The sequence below is a fragment of the Belliella filtrata genome (assembly GCF_022549775.1).
GTDB lineage: Bacteria > Bacteroidota > Bacteroidia > Cytophagales > Cyclobacteriaceae > Belliella > Belliella filtrata.
Genome location: NZ_JAKZGP010000001.1, coordinates 63,768 through 82,445, shown reverse-complemented (window position 1 = coordinate 82,445; position 18,678 = coordinate 63,768). Strand labels below are relative to the sequence as shown.

Sequence of the window (18,678 nt, the reverse complement as noted above, 5' to 3'; positions counted from 1 at the left end):
AAAATAATTATTAACAGTTAAATTTATCGTTATGAAATCGAGCTTAATCATTTTGATTGTCTTATTGACAAGTTGTGGATTCTTAAATGCACAAGAGAGCAAGAGTTCCTCTGGAGGCAATTTCATTTATCCACAATTCCATGAGAATTTCTCAGCAGAAGAAAGTTGGGAAATCCATAAACAAGCTTACCAAAAACAATTGAAAGCAGCTGGCTTAAGTGAATCAGAAATACAGAAAAAACTGATTGACTATGATAATGAAAAGAAGTTGTTCATCGAAAAAGTAAAAAAGCAAAGTGAAGAAGCGGCTCTTCAAAGAAAAGAAGCAGAAATCCTCCGCAAACAAGCTGAAGAACAGAGAAAACAAGCTGACATCCTAAGAAAGCAAGCAGAAGAAGCTCGAAAGCAAGCTGAAATTCAAAGGCAACAAGCTGAAGTAATGAGAAAGCAAGCCGAACAATCAAGAATTGAAAGTGCCCTAGAAAGGAAAAAAGCCGAGGAACAAAGAAAACAGGCAATGGCACAAAGAGAAATTGCCGAAAAACAAAGGGAGGTGGCCGCTGAGCAAAGAAAAGTAGCTGAAGAAATGAGAAAGCTGGCTGAAATTCAAAGGAAAAAGGCCGAGGAGTTTCGAAACAGCTTTGAAAATATTTTGACAAAAAATCTTGAAATTTCTAAATCCTCAACTAAGATCGATCCAATCACGATCAACATTGAGAAAAAAACAACAATATACTTCAACGTCCATAGCAGATTGAATTCAGGCAATATCTTGATAGAGATATTCAATCCAAAAGGTGGGAAAGAAGCTGAGCTTTCACTGGAACACAAGCAAAAGTCTGGCGTTGTTTCAGCTGATGATTTTTCAAAATACACTAACGGATCGATTAACAAAACCATAGCTGATGCAGATGCTGGCGATTGGCAAATCAGAATCACGCCAAAACAATCAGAGGGAAATGTCAATATTTCAGTTGGCAGATACATTAAACCTGCCACAGATGAGTAAGGTGTTAAGGATAAGATTTGTTTTAGTCATCCTTCTTTGGAGCTGGCAGCATGATTCATTCCCTAAGGATCCTGGGAAAATTTCGGGGACCTTACTGCTTGATGATACCTGGGAAAGAAAGGTATTTCTATCTCTAGTGGAGTCCTTCGAAAAGGAATTCACTTTCAGCAACAGTTTGATCTTAGCAACCACTGAATTGGACAGTTTGGGAAATTTTGAAATACCATTAGAGAACGTATCCACTGATTGGTCCATGCTTCGATTGCATGTGGTCAAGAAAGGATTCGCTCCAAAGTATCTGGTGATTGGAAGTAATGAGGAAAATTATGTTTTGATCATAGCCAAAAGAGATTCTGAAATCAGGCTTTTCAATACAGAAGGCATGCCCGTCTTTGAAAACAAGGTTATTGAAGGAGCTCCTTATATGGATACATTTGATTACATATCAAGATTAGCAGAATATCCCAATGCGATTGACTATGAAAGTTCCTTGGTCGAAAAGGAGTTTATAGAAGATGTAGTAGCAGAAAAACTGAAGGCTATAGCAGATACAAGCAGCAACCAGTTGGTTTCTCTTTATGCACTCTACAAAACTGATTTCCTTTCTGATTACCAAAAGGATCCAGATTTTTACAAGTCATATCTTGCCAAAATGAGAAATGAAAGCGATTCATATTTTGATCCATTCAGAAGACAATTCCCTATTTCCAATTCTTTCCCATGGATTCTAGTCTTGACAATTTCACTAGTAGGGACTCTATTTTTGCTTGGGTTTTACATATCCCATAGAAGAAAACCAAAACTAGAAAACCTGAGTGTTCAAGAAAGAAGGGTTTTGGACTTGCTTCAGCAAGGAATGAGCAATCAAGAAATTTCAGATGCTTGTAACATTGAACTAAGCACCACAAAGTCTCATGTCGGGAGTATATACTCAAAGTTAAAAATCAAATCCAGAAAGCAAGCTTTGGACATTAAAATCAAATAAGGTTGTAGGATTTTTTGGAATCTCACCGAAACGGGAAGCTTCAACCTAATTTAACTTACCATTAATTAGGCAAGTATTTAAAAAATGAACAAAATGAAACATTTCAATGATTTAATCTTAGTCAGTTTATTTCTGACTACCCTAAATAATGGTTTTTGTCAAACAAATCGAGTTGAAAAAGACGAAGCTACTAAAGTAGATCATTTAGAAGAACTTCTTAATATTAGCAATGCTTAAAATGGTATAGGAGTAATACAACAAAGTTTAAGTTTTAACGATGAGGAATTTAACATTGATTATATCGTTGAAATTTATGAAAAAGACATTCTTATAGAGGAGAAAACTATTTTTTCCGGACGAACTTATCATCAACTTGATAGTTTGAAGAGGAAGTTTATAAATAATCTTGTTTTGGGAATAAAAAGGGAAAAATCTAACTCAAGTGAATTTAATTTTGTTTTTGGAAGTGATATCAACAAGGCACAAAATCAAGTCACGATTCATCAGGATTATAAAAGGTCATTTGGCTTGAAAGAATTTGAAATTTCTGATTATCTTGAAATGAATAGGTCTATTCCTTTTGCTCTCTATGGTGCTTTTTGGGAGTTTGATTTCATTGGAATGAAGGCTTTGAAATTTTGTTCAACTAATGATAAACTAATATCAAGAGAAGATGCTCAAATTCATGGTAAAAGCCCGTTCTATTATATATTTTGTTATCGGTTGACAAATTGATGTATTCTGCGATCGAACTTGTTAAAAAAAGAAGAAAGATGAATTCAATTAGCTATTTGTCACATATATAAAGTTTTTGGTTCGCAGCTAATTTAGATTGCATACTCAACAGTTGAAAAACATCAAATTAGAAAAGGCTCATTTAAGAGCCTTTTATTTTTTTAGCCTGCAAGCTTCACAAAGTACTTATTTAAAACAGGTTCATAAACAGTTGAAAATGTCCTGTAGCACCAAAGTTGAAATTCCTTGATTTCATCAGGGAGGATCAAGTTTAGGCTCTTACGCAGTTCTTTCTCAAAGAGTGATTTGTCAAAACTCACTTTCATCAAGACTGTCTTAACGTATTCTAGCATTGGTTCTAAAATTTTAAAAGGTTAAACAGAAACTACTAATTCTATCATACGATACTTTATATTGTTTGTTGCGTTTAAAATATAAAGTTAATTTGCGGTCATAAATTGATTAAAACCACTATGATAAAAACGAAGGCCACCTGGGTTTTGGTATTGCTATTAGGTATTATCTCATTTAAGAATTTTGCCCAAGATGTAAAGATAGAATTAGGACCAGGTGAAATAGGTCTAAATGAAACCTTCACCATCAAGGTAACAATTTCTGATGATAAAATAAAATCTTATGATCAGTTTCCGGATATTCTAGGCTTCCAAAAACAAGGGATTCAGCAATCTTCTTCAATGAACATCATCAACGGGCAGATGAGCTCATCCAATAGCATCATTCAATATTATCGGCCCACACGGAAAGGTGAGTTTCAACTTTCTAATTTTACAATAAAGATAAATGGGACAGATTATTCCTCTCAAGGAAAGTCTATCAATGTAGTAGACTCGCGCAGCAGCCAGAGACCTTCGAGTGCTTTCGATGCATTTGATGAAATGTTTGGAAGAGGAAGTAGGGAAGAGCAGGAATTTATAGAGATAGATGATGACGCATTTTTTGCAGCTTCTGTGGACAAGTCCGAGGTGTTTGTAGGAGAAGGGATCAATGTGAGTTTGGCTTTCTACATGTCCGAGGAAAATCAAGCGCCATTTCAATTTCATGAGCCGGGCAGGCAGCTTGACAACATCTTGAAAAAGCTTAAGCCAAGTAATGCTTGGGAAGAGAATTTCAACATTACGAGTATTCAGCCTGAAAGGGTGAGCATCAATGGGAAAAATTGGACCAAGTATAAAGTATATGAAGCTACGTTTTTCCCTTTTTCCGAAGGAGAGGTTACCATTCCATCCATATCTTGGGAAATGATCAAGTATAGAGTAGCCAAAAATCCATCTTTCTTTGGTGCCAATAGAATGGAGGATTTCAAAACTTTTTACTCTGCGGCAAAGACAGTCATGGTGAAGCCTCTACCACCACATCCATTACGGAATGAAGTCAGTGTGGGGGAATATCAGTTAAGAGAGAACTTCAAAGAGAGGACAGCAGAGACAGGAGAAGGTATTACCTACAATTTTGGAATATCAGGATCAGGAAATGTAAATTCCATCAACAAGCCTAGAACAAAGCAAATCCAAAAACTAAATACCTACGATCCAAATGTACGTCAGCAGATCAATAGAGGCATGGGAAAAGTAACTGGAATCAAAGAATTCAGCTACTATTTGACCATCAATGAACCAGGCGAAGTTAAGTTATCCAATCACTTTGAATGGATATATTTCAATCCCAGGTTAGCAAAGTACGATACGCTAAGGCCTCAAGCAACGCTTCAAATCACAGGAGAATCTAAGGTCAATCAAGCTATTTCCAACCAAAGATTAGGTGGGATATATGATTTAATCGAAGTAGAGAACAATAAACTTTCATACCAGAGATATAAGTCTTATTTTTCCATCTTTATTAATATACTATTGGCAGCATCAGTGATCTTGATAGCTGTACTTATTGTGAGAAAGAGTAATGGGTAATTCATTCGGAAAGATTTTCAAAATCAGCACCTTCGGGGAATCGCACGGCAAAGGGCTAGGTGTAATCATCGATGGCTGTCCAGCCGGCTTGGCTATAGATGAGGAATTCATCAGAACAGAAATGCAGCGCCGTAAGCCAGGTCAGTCAAAAATCACAACACAAAGGAAAGAAGAAGATGAATTTCAGTTGCTTTCTGGAGTTTTTGAAGGAAAAAGTACTGGCACTCCTATAGGAATGGTCATCATGAATACTGACCAAAAAAGTAAAGATTATGGTCATATTGCAGATAAATTTAGACCTTCACACGCAGACTATACTTACCATGAGAAGTATGGAGTGCGTGACTACCGAGGGGGAGGAAGAAGTAGTGCAAGAGAGACTGCCGCAAGAGTGGCAGGAGGTGCTGTCGCAAAGTTACTTCTGAAACATTTTGGAATAGATATCAAAGCCTATGTAAGCCAAGTTGGGCACCTTAAGCTTGACAAATCATACCAAGAGCTAGATCTCTCCAAGATAGAAGACAATATACTAAGATGTCCAGATACTAAGAAGGCAGAGGAGATGATTGACTATATTGATTCGATTCGTAAATCTAGAGATACCGTAGGTGGTGTTGTGAGCTGTGTAGTCACTGGAGCACCAGCAGGATTGGGAGAGCCAGTCTTTGATAGGCTTCATGCTGAACTGGGGAAGGCTATGCTAAGTATCAATGCTGTAAAGGGCTTTGAATATGGGAGTGGTTTCGAAGGAGTCAGTATGCGAGGCTCGGAGCACAACGATGTATTTTATACAGATGAATCTGGAAAGACTAGGACAAAGACCAATCACAGTGGAGGTATTCAAGGAGGTATTTCAAATGGTGAGGATATTTATTTCAAAGTAGCATTCAAGCCAGTAGCGACTATCATGATAGACCAAGAATCTGTCAATGAAGTAGGAGAGGCAGTAACGGTATCTGGCAAAGGAAGACATGATCCATGTGTGGTCCCTAGAGCTGTTCCTATTGTAGAAGCCATGGCTGCACTTGTTTTGGCAGACTACCTCTTGATCAGCAGGACGAATAAATTATAAAGTAAATAACCCAAATATTATGTTTAAAAAAATACCCTTACATACCCAGATTATTGCTGGGCTAGTTTTAGGATTGATTTTTGGATTGGTGATTATCCAATTTGGAATTTCACCAGAGTTTACCGTCAACTACATCAAGCCTGTAGGTACGATTTTTATCAATGCACTCAAAATGATTGCAGTTCCTTTGGTTTTGGCATCTTTGATTGTGGGTGTTTCTAATCTTGGTGATATCTCAAAGCTTTCAAGAATTGGTGGAAAGACTATTTTAGCCTACTTGGTAACTACCATTATTGCCATTACCTTAGGTTTATTATTAGTGAACTTCTTCGAGCCAGGGGAGCAACTTCCACAGGAGACAAGAGATAAGCTAATGGCTCAATTTGACTCTCAAGCTGGATCCAAAGCTGATACAGCCGCTGCCATCAAAGATCAAGGGCCGCTTCAACCGCTTGTAGATATAGTTCCTGAAAACCTTATTGCAGCCGCGGCAGACAATGGAAGCATGCTTCAGGTCGTGTTTTTTGCGATCATTGCGGGTATTGCTTTGCTTCAGATTTCTAAAGAAAAGGCCAAGACATTTACAGACTTTTTTGATGCCCTGAATGATGTTATCATCAAGATTGTAGAGTATATCATGATGATTGCACCTTATGGGGTATTTGCACTTATGGCTTCTCTCATTGTGGAGATAGCTGGAGATAATCCAGATTCAGCTGTCGAATTGCTATTGGCGCTATTGAAATACACATTGGTTGTAATGGGCGGATTGTTCCTGATCATCGTTGGTGTCTATAGCGCTATGCTGAAAGCCTTCACCAAGCTTTCTTTCCTTGACTTTATCAAATCATTGAGACCTGCCATGTTGCTTGGGTTCTCTACCTCTTCTAGTTCAGCTACGCTTCCAGTGACGATGAAGCTAGTGGAAGAGGAGATTGGTGTATCTGAAGAGGTAAGTAGCTTTGTGCTTCCTCTTGGAGCTACTATCAACATGAATGGTACCAGCTTGTATCAAGCCGTAGCAGCGGTATTTATCGCTCAAGCATTAGGAATGGATCTTACTTTATCCCAGCAATTGACCATTGTCCTCACGGCTACTTTAGCAGCTATTGGATCTGCGGGGGTACCTGGCGCTGGCTTGATCATGTTGATCATAGTACTTGAAGCTATCGGTGTACCTGGGGCAGGTGTGGCACTTATCATTGCTCCTGATAGGATTTTGGATATGTTCAGGACAGTGGTAAATATCACAGGTGATGCAGCAGTATGTGTGACAGTGGCCTCTACTGAAGGAGAGCTTCCAGCTGGATTGATTCGTTCTTCGAATCCTTTCACGCCAAGCGCAGAAGAATTAGAGCAACAATAACCCAATAATAATCCTTTTGGAAGGCTACTCTTGTTTAGGAGTAGCCTTTTTTTGTTTAACGTTTGTTAACATTTTTCTTTGAGTGGTAGATTAAACCTTCGAGCGGCCGCTTGGTCTAAAAGACAAATTCCAAAAGAAATTGGAAACTAAACCAACATCCAATCTACCCGGGTAAGTGATGGATCTTAATAAGAAGAAATATTAACCTTAAACAAAGAAATCATGAAAAAGCTATTGATAATCGTCGCCATATTTTCCTTAGGAGTTTTGTCAGCACAAGCTCAAAGAGTGTCACCAAGAAATGGTATGAGTCCAGACAAAAGGGCTGAAATGGCTAGCCCAGAAAAGAGAGCAGAAATGGCAACAAATAGGCTAGCGGATAAATTAGAGCTAGATGAAAATCAGAAAGAGCAGATTTATGCTATTCATTTAGAAAATGCGAATAAAAGGCAAGCTGAAATGGAAGCGAGAAAAGAAGAGATGAAAGCCAAGAGAGAGGAAATGAAAACGAAGCATGAAGCTCAACAAGAAAAAATCACTTCTGTACTTACTCCAGAGCAATTGACGAAGTACGAGGAGTTGCAGGATGAAAATAAGAAAAGAATGAATGCTGTCAGAGATGCTAGAACAAACCCTGACAGAGAGAAATTTAGAAAAGGTCAAAGAGGTGAGCGTGGGACTAGAGGTCCAAGAACACAGCGGTAATTTTCATAAAGGTTGGTTAAATGTAATACATAAAATGCAGGTCAGTTTGGCCTGCATTTTTTTTGCTTACATAAAATATTAGCCGACCTAAATTACCCAGGCCGGCTATTGGTTGAAATAGTGGTTTCAAATTTGGATTAAGGTGCCATTTCTTCCTCTACTTGGTAGAATCCTTCATCTTTCCTAGGTAAAACAGAACTACCTTGAAGGAATTCATCTACTCGTACGGCCGCTTCTCTTCCCTCCGATATAGCCCATACGACAAGTGATTGTCCTCTTCTCATGTCTCCAGCAAGGAAAACTTTCTTTGCAGTAGATTGATATTCTTTTGACATAGGAAGACTATTTTCCATTTTCTCTACTTTGAATGCTTCGAGAAGACCATTTTCTGCGGGTCCTGTATACCCTATGGCCAAGAATGCCAAATCACATGGAACAGTACGCTCTGTACCAGAGATTTCTACAAACTGCATCTTTCCATTTTCATGTTTCCATTCTATATCTACTAGCACCAAGCCAGTGACTTCACCCTTCTTATTGCCAACAAACTCTTTGGTAAGTACAGAGAATACCCTGTTTGCACCTTCCTCATGAGAGCTAGAGGTTTTCAAAGTCATTGGCCATTCGGGCCATGGATTCAGCTCTGTTCGCTGCTTTGGAGGTTTTGGTAGCAACTCAAGTTGCATAATGCTCTTTGCACCATGTCTATTAGATGTGCCTATACAGTCCGAACCCGTGTCACCACCTCCAATCACCACAATATGTTTATCTTTGGCTGAAATTGGATTTTCCTTGATTTCGCCACCTACGACTTGGTTTTGCTTGCCCAAGAACTCCATTGCGAAGTGCACACCCTTCAAGTCTGATCCTTTGATTTTCAACTGACGAGGCTGCGCCGCTCCAGTGGCTAGTACTACAGCATCAAAGTTAGCAAGTATTTCTTCTGCTTTCACACTGACACCAATTTCTGTTTCAGTCGAAAATTGGACACCTTCTTGTTCCATTACCTCTACTCTTCTATCGATCACCCATTTTTCTAACTTGAAATCAGGTATACCGTAACGAAGAAGTCCTCCTACTTTCTTATCTTTTTCATAAAGGGTCACTTTATGGCCAGCTTGATTAAGCTGATCAGCTGCTGCTAGTCCTGCAGGTCCTGAGCCTATTACCGCTACAGTTTTGCCTGTTTCGGTTTTAGGCAATTTAGGCTTGACAAACCCTAACTCATAAGCTTTTTCAGCAATATGCTTCTCGATAAGCTCAATGGCTACTGGATCTTTGTTGATACCAAGTACACATGATGCCTCACAGGGCGCTGGGCAAATCCTACCAGTAAATTCTGGGAAATTGTTAGTGCTTTTTAATATATGGAAAGCTTCTTCCCATTCATTATTGTATACAGCATCGTTAAACTCAGGTATTACATTACCCAGCGGACACCCCTGGTGGCAAAATGGTATACCGCAATCCATGCACCTAGCTGACTGTTCGTTCAACTTCTGTGCATCAAACGGCTTATATATTTCTTTGTAATCGTTGATTCTTTCTTCGGGAGAGCGTGACTCTGGTAGCTCTCTTTTATATTGGATAAATCCTTCTTTCGCTCCCATATTACACTAATGTTTTTGATTGTTCCAAAGCTCTTTTTCTCAATACCTCCTTGTAATCCCTTGGGATTACCTTAGCAAATCGCTCCTTGTAAGAATCCCATTTATCTAAGTACTCCCCAGCTAAAGGGCTTTTAGTAAGTGCTTTGTGTTTAGTTGTCAAGTCTTTAATCAAGACAAAATCATCTTCATTCAATGGATCGATGTCGACCATCTCTTGATTGATCAAGTGTAGGTAGTCTTTGAGAATGTATGCAATACCTCCACTCATACCTGCGGCAAAGTTTCTGCCTATTTCTCCAAGATTCACTACCAATCCACCAGTCATATACTCACATCCATGATCGCCTATGCCTTCTACTACAGTGCTTACTCCAGAGTTTCTTACACAGAATCTTTCTCCACCTTTTCCATTGATAAAGGCTTCACCTGATGTTGCACCATAGAAAGCCACATTACCGATGATGATATTGTCTTCTGCTCGGAAGGAGGCATTTCTGCTTGGATATACGATCAGTTTTCCTCCAGACAATCCTTTTCCGAAGTAGTCATTGGCCTCTCCCTCTAGCTCAAAAGTTACCCCTTTGGTCAAGAATCCTCCAAATGTCTGTCCCGCTGAACCTATGAATTTGTACTGAATAGTATCTTCTGGAAGGCCTGGACTTCCATATATTTTAGAAATTTCATTAGAAAGCATAGCCCCTACGGAGCGGTCGATGTTTTTGATTTCGAACTTTCCTTTGACTTCATTGGCTTGCTCTAGGGCTGGTAGAGCTGCTTTGATCAGTTTTCTGTCGAGGACTTTCTTGAGCTCAAACTCTTGATCTATTTGCTTGTGTACACCAACATGGTCAGGAACTTCCACTTTGTGGAATACTGGCGTAAGGTCTACTTTGTCCCATTTCCAGTGGTTCATGTTTCCAGTAGCCTTTAGAACATCACTCTGACCTACCATTTCATCAATTGTAGCAAATCCCAATGAAGCCATGATTTCTCTGAGGTCTTGGGCAAGGAACCTGAAATAGTTCACGACATGGTCAGGATCACCAGTGAAAAGTTTTCTCAAATCTGGATTTTGCGTAGCTATACCTACTGGACAGGTATTGAGGTGACATTTTCTCATCATGATACATCCCTCTACTACGAGTGCGCCAGTAGAAATACCCCATTCTTCCGCTCCCAAAAGGGTCGCAATAGCAATGTCTCTACCGGTACGAAGCTGTCCATCAGTCTGAAGGACAACCCTACTTCTTAGGTTGTTTTTCACCAATGTCTGATGAGCTTCCGAAAGTCCAAGCTCCCAAGGTAAGCCCGCATGTCGTATAGAGCTAAGCGGTGACGCACCTGTACCTCCATCTGCTCCAGAGATCAGAATTACGTCAGACTGTGCTTTGGCCACACCAGCTGCGACTGTTCCTACACCAGCTTGGGATACAAGCTTGACATTGATTCTGGCTTTACGGTTGGCGTTTTTCAAATCGTAAATTAACTGCGCCAAATCTTCAATAGAGTAGATGTCATGGTGAGGAGGTGGAGAAATCAGCCCCACACCTGGAGTAGAGTGTCTTACCCTACCGATCCAATCATCCACTTTGTGACCAGGAAGTTGACCACCTTCACCTGGCTTGGCTCCTTGAGCCATTTTGATTTGAATTTCTTCAGCATTACTGAGGTAATTGGAAGTGACACCGAATCTGCCTGAAGCTACTTGCTTAATAGCAGATCTTTCCCAGTCCCCATTTTCCTTTCTTTCAAACCTTATTTCATCTTCTCCTCCCTCACCACTATTACTTTTTGCACCGATCCTGTTCATGGCGATTGCTAAAGTAGTGTGTGCTTCGTGAGAAATCGATCCAAAAGACATCGCACCTGTAGCAAATCGTCTGAGGATTGACTCTATTGGTTCAACTTCCTCGATGGGGATAGAGATTCTTTTCTTAAATTCAAACAATCCTCTAAGTGTCAATGCGTCTTTGGTCTGCACATTGATCTTTTCAGCAAATTTTTTGTACAGCGCATAATCATTTAGCCTTGTAGATTTTTGCAACAAATGAATCGATTCGGGATTGAACATGTGTTTTTCCCCTCTTCGCTTCCATTGATATACACCACCAGTTTCCAATACTGGCCTATCAGTCTCGTATGCTGCTTGATGTCTGATCAACACTTCTTCTGCCAACTCATCAAATGATATTCCTGATATCCTACTTACGGTACCTTTAAAGCATCTGTCGATAACTTCAGGTCCCAATCCTATGGCTTCAAAGATCTGTGCGCCTTGATAGGATTGAAGCGTACTGATACCCATCTTGGAAAGAACTTTGAGCAACCCTTTGCCCACAGCTGCTTGATAGTTTGCAAAAAGCTGTTTGGTTGGAAGCTGCTTGCTTAGTTGACCTTTTTCATTCAAACTGAGTAGTGTTTCCAAAGCCAAGTACGGGTTGATGGCTGAAGCGCCGTAACCTATCACTGTAGCAAAATGATGTGTTTCTCTAATATCTCCTGCTTCTACTACCAGTCCAGCTCGAGTACGAAGTTTCTTTTTGACCAAGTGATGGTGTACTGCTCCGATGGCTAGTAAGCTTGGGATTGGTGCTTTAGTTTGATCTGAGCCTCGATCTGAAATTATTATGATGTTTTTACCAGCATAGATTGCACCTTCAGCTTGTCTTCCAAGTTCATTGAGAGCGTCGAGAAGGCTTCCAGGTCTGTGATCTGCTGTAAAGTGAGCTTGTAATGTTACAGCTCTGTATCCTTGATCTTCGAGGTTTTTTAGTTTTTCAAGGTCTTCATTGAGAAGAACTGGCTGCGAAATATGTATTTGTCTCGTGTGCCTTGGGCTTTCATCGAGTATGTTGTGGCTTTCTCCTATTCTTGTGAATAGTGACATCACCAATTTCTCTCTGATTGGATCGATTGGAGGGTTGCTTACCTGAGCAAACAGTTGCTTGAAGTAATTGGCTACATGCTGACTTTGTTTTGAAAGAACAGCAAGTGGAGTATCTGCTCCCATAGAGCCTATTGGTTCGTAAGAAGTGTCTCCCATAGGAGCTAGGATTACTTTTACTTCCTCCGAAGTATAGCCAAATATGGTTTGCTTTTGCTTAAGGGCTTCTGTTGTATATGGGTTTGTAAGGGTTTTAGGGTCTGGCATGAGTCTAAGCTTAATGCGCTCTTCTCTTACCCACTTATCATATGGCTTGTTGTCGCAGATAGAAGACTTAACTTCATCGTCAAATGCCACTTTGCCTTTTTCTAAATCTATCCAGAGCATTCTGCCTGGACTGATTCGTCCCTTTTCTTTGATAGTAGCCTCTCTGATTGGGAGCGCTCCAGCTTCTGAAGATAAGATTACCCTATCATCATTGGTTATGAAATAGCGTAAAGGTCTTAGTCCATTTCTATCCAAGGTAGCACCTATAGATTTTCCGTCAGTGAAGAGTAATGCAGCAGGACCATCCCATGGCTCCATGAGGGCTGCGTGGAATTTGTAGAAAGCTTTTCTATCCTTATCCATCATCTGGTTATCTTGCCAAGCTTCAGGCACCAGCATCATCATCACATGAGGCAATGATCTTCCACTTAATGTCAATAGTTCTACCAGCGCATCAAGGTTAGCTGAATCAGAATACTGCTTATTAGTCACAGGCATTACCATAGCGAGTTCCTGATCAGTGAAATTGACAGATCTCATCAAAGACATCTTTGACTTCATCTTGTTCAAATTTCCTCTGATTGTATTGATCTCTCCATTGTGGGATAGGTACCTGAACGGCTGCGCAAGTCTCCAGTTAGGAAATGTATTGGTCGAGAACCTTGAATGGACAATCGCTAATCCAGAAGTGATCTTGTTGTTTTGTAGGTCTTTGTAGAAAGGTAAAACTTGATCTGTCCTTAGCTGACCTTTATATATAATGGTGTTTGAGCTGAAGCTGGCAAAGTAAAAAGCATTGTTGACACCTGGGATTTCTTTGTTGATCTCTCTAGTGGCATAATTTCTCAAAACATACAGCTTGCGTTCAAGATCTATGTCTTGTAGACCATCTTCATGTCTTACAAAAACCTGCTCGATGATTGGCATTACATCCAAAGCTCCAGAACCAGGGACAGTCTCATCTACAGGTACCTGACGATATCCCAACAGTTTGAACCCAAGCTCTTTGATGATTTGGTTAAGTCTTTCTTTGGACTTTTTGTATAACTGCTTGTTTTTTGGGAAAAATGTCATGCCGACACCGTAGCTTCCCTCACCCGGAATCTCGAAACCGGCTCTTTGGGTTACTTCTTTCAAAAAAGAATGTGGAACCTGAATCAATATCCCAGCACCATCACCAGTTTTGGGATCACTTCCTCGGCCTCCTCTATGCTCCATGTTACTCAACATATAGAGTGCATCGCTAATGGTCTCATGGGTTTTTAGTCCTTTGACATTTACGACTGCACCTATACCACAAGAATCATGTTCAAAATCTGAACGGTATAATCCTTTATTCATTATCAATAAGTTTAATAGGTTTTCGAAATGGTTGCGGAATTTACAAAAAATATTCTCTTTATTAAAATTTAAGCAACCAAACGAATGTTTAACTGCATAGTTTGTACCGAATATTACCTTTGTTTATCTATTACAAAAATGGCATGTCTGTTATTATTTCAACCTATTATTGAATAATAGGTGTGTGATAAGTTTGAATAGACTCTCTATTTGAACCACTAAATTCATTTTTAACATAAAAATAACAATAATAAGTTGTCAGGAAAAAAAATTAAAAAAAGTTCAATTTTTTTTCCTGACTTTTCAATTTGTGTGCCTTAAGTATATTTTGCTTGAAAAAATGAGGTTTATAAAATTTTGAAAAACACCTGTTACACCACATAATGTTTGAGAGCTATTTATAGGGCTTCAGTCTTCGTATTCATTTTGAACCTTCTCTTCTTCAGATATGATCCTCACTCTCACCTTTTTTATCTTTCTGGTATCCACTGCTAGTATGGTGAATTCAAAATTCTCAAAAATAATTTTAGCACCATTTTTTGGGAAGTTTGCATTCAACTCTAAAAGTAGTCCACCGAGAGATTCACTTTCTCCTTTCACTTCATCAAATATGGTTGGATCTAACTCTAGCTTTTTACAAAAATCATTTAATGAAACCTTACCCTCAAAAATAAAGGTAAAGGGATCTATTTCTTTGAAATAAAAATCTTCAATGTCATCAAACTCGTCATTGATTTCACCTATGATTTCTTCAATAAGGTCTTCCAAAGTAACGAGTCCAGAAGTGCCTCCGTATTCGTCTACGACTATAGCCATGTGCACTCTCTTCTGCTGAAAATCCTTAAGTAAAGCATCTACTTTCTTGTTTTCTGGTATAAATAGACCCTTTCTAACAAGATTTTGCCACTCAAAATCCTCTTCATGCTCAATAAATGGCAATAGGTCTTTGATGTATAGAATGCCTTCAATGTTGTCGATGGTCTCTTTGTACACAGGAATCCTAGAGTATCCACTTTTATTGATTTTGTCCATTAATTCATGAAAATCGGTTTCTGTGTCTACCGCAGTGACTTCCATTCTAGACCTCATTACTTGTTTTACGGACAAGGTTCCGAAGTTGACTATTCCTCTTAAGATGCCTTTTTCTTCTTCGGTGGTATCCTCTGTTGTGATTTCGATCGCTTTGTGAAGTTCATCCACTGACATGGAGTATCCTTTTCTCTCTATCCTCCTTTCTATGATATTGCTGATACCCATTAGGAACAATGAAAGCGGCTTCAGGATAAATGAAAAAAAGTGAACTATAGGTGCCATCATCAAAGAAAATTCTTGGCGCGCTTTAGTAGCATATACTTTTGGTACGATTTCCCCGAAGAATACAATGGCAAATGTCACGCCTACAGTTTGTATCAAGATTACAAATATACCAGTGGCGTTGAGTCCAAAAATACTCCAAGCAACAAAGGTTGTTAAGGTAACTATACCAATATTGATTAGGTTATTGAGGATTAATATGGTGCTCAACAATCGTTGTGGATTGCCTACAAGTTTGAGAACTTTCTCTGAATTGGCATCCCCCTGATTTTCTAGGTCGGTGAGATCTTCAGATGACAGAGAAAAAAATGCAACTTCTGAACCTGATACTAGCCCTGAAGCAATTAGAAGAAAAATGAAAATAAATCCATTGATCAAAAGATAGCTGACCGAGATTTCTGAAATCTCAGTCAGCAACATCATACTCGGATATGGGTCGTCCATTAAATGTCTGAATTGTTTTTACAAATTTAACCAATTTTGAAATAGGCTTACAAGTTTACCTGCAAATAGCTTTTTCAAAATTGGTTATTCTTAATGTTTTAGAAAGGTAAGTCATCGTCATCTGCTGGACCTTCTGCTACATTTGGAGCAGGCATCTGCTGTGTTGAAGGGTTATTATTATAGTTTTGATTATTAGTTGAGTTATTGCTTGCAGGTGCTTGACCATCAGTCCTTGAATCCAACATCGTCAAGTTCTGAACCCTGATTCGTACTTTCCTTCTATTGTTACCTTGCTCATCTTGCCAAGAGTCTGTTTTGATCTTGCCTTCGACGTATATTTTACTCCCTTTTTTGAGATAGTTCTCAGCGATTTTTGCTAATCCATCCCATAGTTCTAGGTCGTGCCATTCGGTATTATCTACCCTATTGCCGCTTCTGTCCTTGTAAGATTCGGTGGTGGCCAAACTCACATTTGCTACTACTTTGTCTCCTTCTAGGTGTCTTACTTCTGGATCTTGACCCAAATTACCTACTAAAATAACCTTATTAACTCCTCCTGCCATAATTTAAATTGGTTTAAATGATTAACTAAAAGTTCATGATCTAATTTAAGCATTATTTTTCATCAGTCAAAAACTTAACGATCAACTTTGGTTTACCCAATGATTCTAGCTTGTCTGCACTAACCAACTCCATACCAGACTCATTGACCCATTGATCTAATTTTGACAAATATTTTTCTTGAATCACAAACGTCACAAAGTTGGCAAAAATTCTTTGATGCGTGAGTATATGCTTGTAGGTACTTTCAGGTTCAAATTCAATTTTTTCGATTTTTGACTCAAATTGTCCGAAAAAGGTTAATTCTTCGATGTCTTGAAGTAGTGCACCCTCTGTTTCTTCTAGAGGAAAATCATAAAGCCCCTGCCAAATATCTCCAGCTGGTCTTTGACGAACTACAATCTGTGAACCACATCTTATATATAAGTAATTAAAATACCTTGTTTTTACTTTTACTTTACCTAGTTTGACAGGAAGGTCTCGAACTAAATTTTCTTTGAAAGCAAAGCATCCCTCTTGAAGTGAGCAGGAAGTGCAATCTGGATTTTTGGGTGTGCATTGAAGGGCACCAAATTCCATGATGGCTTGATTATATTCCGCTGGATTTTCATTGGATAATTGTTCATTTGCAAGAGCTTCAAAAGCTCGCTTTCCTTGTCCGCTTGAAATATCCTCACTCACGCCAAAATATCTCCCCAGCACTCGAAATACATTGCCGTCTAAGACAGCAACAGCCTCACCAAAAGCAAAAGACGCTATGGCTGCCGCAGTGTATGAACCCACCCCTTTTAGTTTAAGGAGCTCTTTGTAGGTGTTTGGAAATTCGCCATTGTGCATTGTCATGATGTCTTTGGCACATTGGTGGAGGTTTCTCGCACGGCTGTAATAGCCCAGCCCTTGCCAGAGTCTCATTACTTCATCGCTAGGCGCAGAAGCTAGATCTGAAATTTTTGGAAATTTTTCTAAAAATTTTTCAAAATATGGCAAGCCTTGAGCGACCCTTGTTTGCTGAAGAATTATTTCTGATAGCCAAATTATATAGGGATTATGTGTGTTTCTCCAAGGTAAATCCCTCTTGTGCTTAGCATACCAGTGTAGTAATGTAGAAGCAAAATGCCTGTTTTTCAAAATGTTGAAATTTTTTGTATGAAATAAACGTTAAACAAAAGAAGCTAATTTTGGTGAATTTGTTTTTAATTTGAAATGCTTCTTGTAAATTTGCAGTCCCAAAATTAGTTGGTTAATAGGTCGTTAAGCTTATTCGATAATAATTTAAATTAATTTAACAGTGACTAAAGCAGAAGTAATTACCAAGATTTCGGACAAAACTGGAATCCAGAAAGACGATGTGACTCAGACCATTGAGGCATTCTTCAAAGTTGTAAAAGATTCCATGGCAGAGGGAGACAACATTTATGTGAGAGGGTTTGGCAGCTTCATTAATAAGAAGAGAGCAAAGAAAATAGCCCGAAATATCTCTAAAAACACTGCTATCGTGATCGATGAGCATTATGTGCCGGCCTTCAAACCTTCGAAGGTTTTCATCGAGAAAATTAAAAACAGTAAAAAAATCAAAGATCTAGCTCCACAGGACTAATCCTCAAAAGCTAAATTCCTTATGAAAAAATCCCAAATCATAGCCATTGCAGTCGGTATAGTAGCCATCGGTATATTATACTCACTACCAAGAGTAGTTGTAGACAATGATGAGGGGCAGAATCAAGTTGCGACTAGTGAGGAGGAAGTTGCCGAAACGGCCCCTTCACACATGGGAGCGATAGATGAATCTACTGCTGATGAGCTTGCCACTTTAAGAGGCAAGCTGTCAGCAGCTGATAATAAGGAAAATTTCGTTACCTTTGCAGACGCAATATCCGAGATTTATTCAGAATTGGGCAAATATGATAGTGCAGCGCATTATCAAGAGCTTGCTTTGGATAAATCAAATAATATTGAACGTCAAGAGCGAACAGGAAATGCATATTATGAAGCATACACCTTTGCGCTCAATGAGCAAAAGATTTCCTTTCTTGCCGAAAAGACAAGAAAGTATCTCAATCAGGTTCTGGATAAAGATCCAAGCCGCTTAGATTTAAAAACAAAAGTAGCCATGACGTATGTGTCTTCTTCCAACCCAATGCATGGTATTACCATGCTAAGGGAGGTGCTGGAAGCAGATGCTAGCAATGAAGACGCACTTTTCAACATGGGAGTGCTATCTATGCAGTCAGGGCAGTACAAAAGAGCAGCTGAAAGATTCGAAGAATTGATCAAATTTCATCCTTCCAATCTTCAGGGACAGTTCTATTTGGCAGTCAGCTACTACGAGTCTAAGCAAAATAACAAAGCAAAAAAGCAATTCGAGCAAGTGAAAAGCATGACCACAGATCCACAGGTTCTGTCTAGTGTAGATAGCTACCTTGAGAGGCTGTAAATAATTGTTCAACATTTAAATTCAAG

General features: G+C 39.1%; 14 protein-coding genes. 8 read left to right on the top strand and 6 right to left on the bottom strand.

All coding sequences use genetic code 11. From position 1 onward, the window contains the following. Positions 1-31: 31 nt before the first annotated feature. A complete protein-coding gene (locus MM239_RS00360; protein ID WP_241345773.1) occupies positions 32-1,009 on the top strand; it encodes a hypothetical protein in 978 nt (325 codons plus the stop codon). Further along, positions 1,002-1,994, top strand: coding sequence for a helix-turn-helix domain-containing protein (locus tag MM239_RS00355; RefSeq protein ID WP_241345772.1), 993 nt, complete (start codon positions 1,002-1,004; stop codon positions 1,992-1,994). Before MM239_RS00360 ends, MM239_RS00355 begins: the two co-directional genes overlap by 8 nt. 896 nt (positions 1,995-2,890) lie before the next feature. Here MM239_RS00355 and MM239_RS00350 read toward each other — a convergent pair. Then, complete coding sequence (locus MM239_RS00350; RefSeq protein WP_241345771.1) at positions 2,891-3,082, bottom strand: hypothetical protein; 192 nt, start codon at positions 3,080-3,082, stop codon at positions 2,891-2,893. A 120-nt stretch (positions 3,083-3,202) separates the two neighbouring features. Between MM239_RS00350 and MM239_RS00345 the strand changes: the two genes are divergently transcribed. The 4 genes from MM239_RS00345 to MM239_RS00330 all read left to right on the top strand — a co-directional run bounded on the left by MM239_RS00345 (position 3,203) and on the right by MM239_RS00330 (position 7,797). After that, positions 3,203-4,654, top strand: a complete 1,452-nt coding sequence (locus tag MM239_RS00345) for a BatD family protein (RefSeq protein ID WP_241345770.1) — start codon at positions 3,203-3,205, stop codon at positions 4,652-4,654. Further along, on the top strand, positions 4,647-5,726 hold the full coding sequence (aroC, locus tag MM239_RS00340) for a chorismate synthase (RefSeq protein ID WP_241345769.1): 1,080 nt from the start codon (positions 4,647-4,649) through the stop codon (positions 5,724-5,726). Before MM239_RS00345 ends, aroC begins: the two co-directional genes overlap by 8 nt. 19 nt (positions 5,727-5,745) lie before the next feature. Then, entirely contained in the window at positions 5,746-7,092 is a 1,347-nt protein-coding gene (locus MM239_RS00335; RefSeq protein ID WP_241345768.1) for a dicarboxylate/amino acid:cation symporter, read from the top strand. 222 nt (positions 7,093-7,314) lie between these two features. Beyond that, positions 7,315-7,797, top strand: a complete 483-nt coding sequence (locus MM239_RS00330) for a DUF4890 domain-containing protein (protein ID WP_241345767.1) — start codon at positions 7,315-7,317, stop codon at positions 7,795-7,797. A 137-nt stretch (positions 7,798-7,934) separates the two neighbouring features. Here MM239_RS00330 and MM239_RS00325 read toward each other — a convergent pair whose 3' ends face one another. The 5 genes from MM239_RS00325 to mutY form a co-directional block, all read right to left on the bottom strand. Further along, entirely contained in the window at positions 7,935-9,407 is a 1,473-nt protein-coding gene (locus tag MM239_RS00325) for a glutamate synthase subunit beta (protein ID WP_241345766.1), read from the bottom strand. Position 9,408: 1 nt separating this feature from the next. Further along, positions 9,409-13,899: a glutamate synthase large subunit gene (gene gltB, locus MM239_RS00320; protein WP_241345765.1), complete on the bottom strand. Its 4,491-nt coding sequence runs from the start codon at positions 13,897-13,899 to the stop codon at positions 9,409-9,411. A 408-nt stretch (positions 13,900-14,307) separates the two neighbouring features. After that, positions 14,308-15,657: a gliding motility-associated protein GldE gene (gldE, locus tag MM239_RS00315; protein ID WP_241345764.1), complete on the bottom strand. Its 1,350-nt coding sequence runs from the start codon at positions 15,655-15,657 to the stop codon at positions 14,308-14,310. A 98-nt stretch (positions 15,658-15,755) separates the two neighbouring features. Continuing rightward, complete coding sequence (locus MM239_RS00310) at positions 15,756-16,220, bottom strand: single-stranded DNA-binding protein (protein ID WP_241345763.1); 465 nt, start codon at positions 16,218-16,220, stop codon at positions 15,756-15,758. A 52-nt stretch (positions 16,221-16,272) separates the two neighbouring features. Beyond that, positions 16,273-17,346, bottom strand: coding sequence for an A/G-specific adenine glycosylase (gene mutY / locus MM239_RS00305; RefSeq protein ID WP_241345762.1), 1,074 nt, complete (start codon positions 17,344-17,346; stop codon positions 16,273-16,275). A gap of 160 nt (positions 17,347-17,506) precedes the next feature. Here mutY and MM239_RS00300 point away from each other — a divergent pair, with 160 nt between their 5' ends. Both MM239_RS00300 and MM239_RS00295 read left to right on the top strand, forming a co-directional pair. Further along, the gene (locus tag MM239_RS00300) at positions 17,507-17,815 is read left to right on the top strand and encodes an HU family DNA-binding protein (protein WP_241293262.1); all 309 of its coding nucleotides are present in this window, start codon (positions 17,507-17,509) and stop codon (positions 17,813-17,815) included. A gap of 21 nt (positions 17,816-17,836) precedes the next feature. Next, on the top strand, positions 17,837-18,652 hold the full coding sequence (locus tag MM239_RS00295) for a tetratricopeptide repeat protein (protein WP_241345761.1): 816 nt from the start codon (positions 17,837-17,839) through the stop codon (positions 18,650-18,652). Positions 18,653-18,678: the final 26 nt, after the last annotated feature.

Bases quoted from the DNA above. Each gene is read 5' to 3' on its own strand.
- MM239_RS00325 (WP_241345766.1), bottom strand. From the start codon at position 9,407: ATGGGAGCGAAAGAAGGATTTATCCAATATAAAAGAGAGCTACCAGAG.
- MM239_RS00350 (WP_241345771.1), bottom strand. From the start codon at position 3,082: ATGCTAGAATACGTTAAGACAGTCTTGATGAAAGTGAGTTTTGACAAA.
- MM239_RS00355 (WP_241345772.1), top strand. From the start codon at position 1,002: ATGAGTAAGGTGTTAAGGATAAGATTTGTTTTAGTCATCCTTCTTTGG.
- aroC (WP_241345769.1), top strand. From the start codon at position 4,647: ATGGGTAATTCATTCGGAAAGATTTTCAAAATCAGCACCTTCGGGGAA.
- gltB (WP_241345765.1), bottom strand. From the start codon at position 13,899: ATGAATAAAGGATTATACCGTTCAGATTTTGAACATGATTCTTGTGGT.
- MM239_RS00295 (WP_241345761.1), top strand. From the start codon at position 17,837: ATGAAAAAATCCCAAATCATAGCCATTGCAGTCGGTATAGTAGCCATC.
- MM239_RS00345 (WP_241345770.1), top strand. From the start codon at position 3,203: ATGATAAAAACGAAGGCCACCTGGGTTTTGGTATTGCTATTAGGTATT.
- MM239_RS00310 (WP_241345763.1), bottom strand. From the start codon at position 16,220: ATGGCAGGAGGAGTTAATAAGGTTATTTTAGTAGGTAATTTGGGTCAA.
- gldE (WP_241345764.1), bottom strand. From the start codon at position 15,657: ATGGACGACCCATATCCGAGTATGATGTTGCTGACTGAGATTTCAGAA.
- MM239_RS00330 (WP_241345767.1), top strand. From the start codon at position 7,315: ATGAAAAAGCTATTGATAATCGTCGCCATATTTTCCTTAGGAGTTTTG.
- MM239_RS00335 (WP_241345768.1), top strand. From the start codon at position 5,746: ATGTTTAAAAAAATACCCTTACATACCCAGATTATTGCTGGGCTAGTT.
- MM239_RS00360 (WP_241345773.1), top strand. From the start codon at position 32: ATGAAATCGAGCTTAATCATTTTGATTGTCTTATTGACAAGTTGTGGA.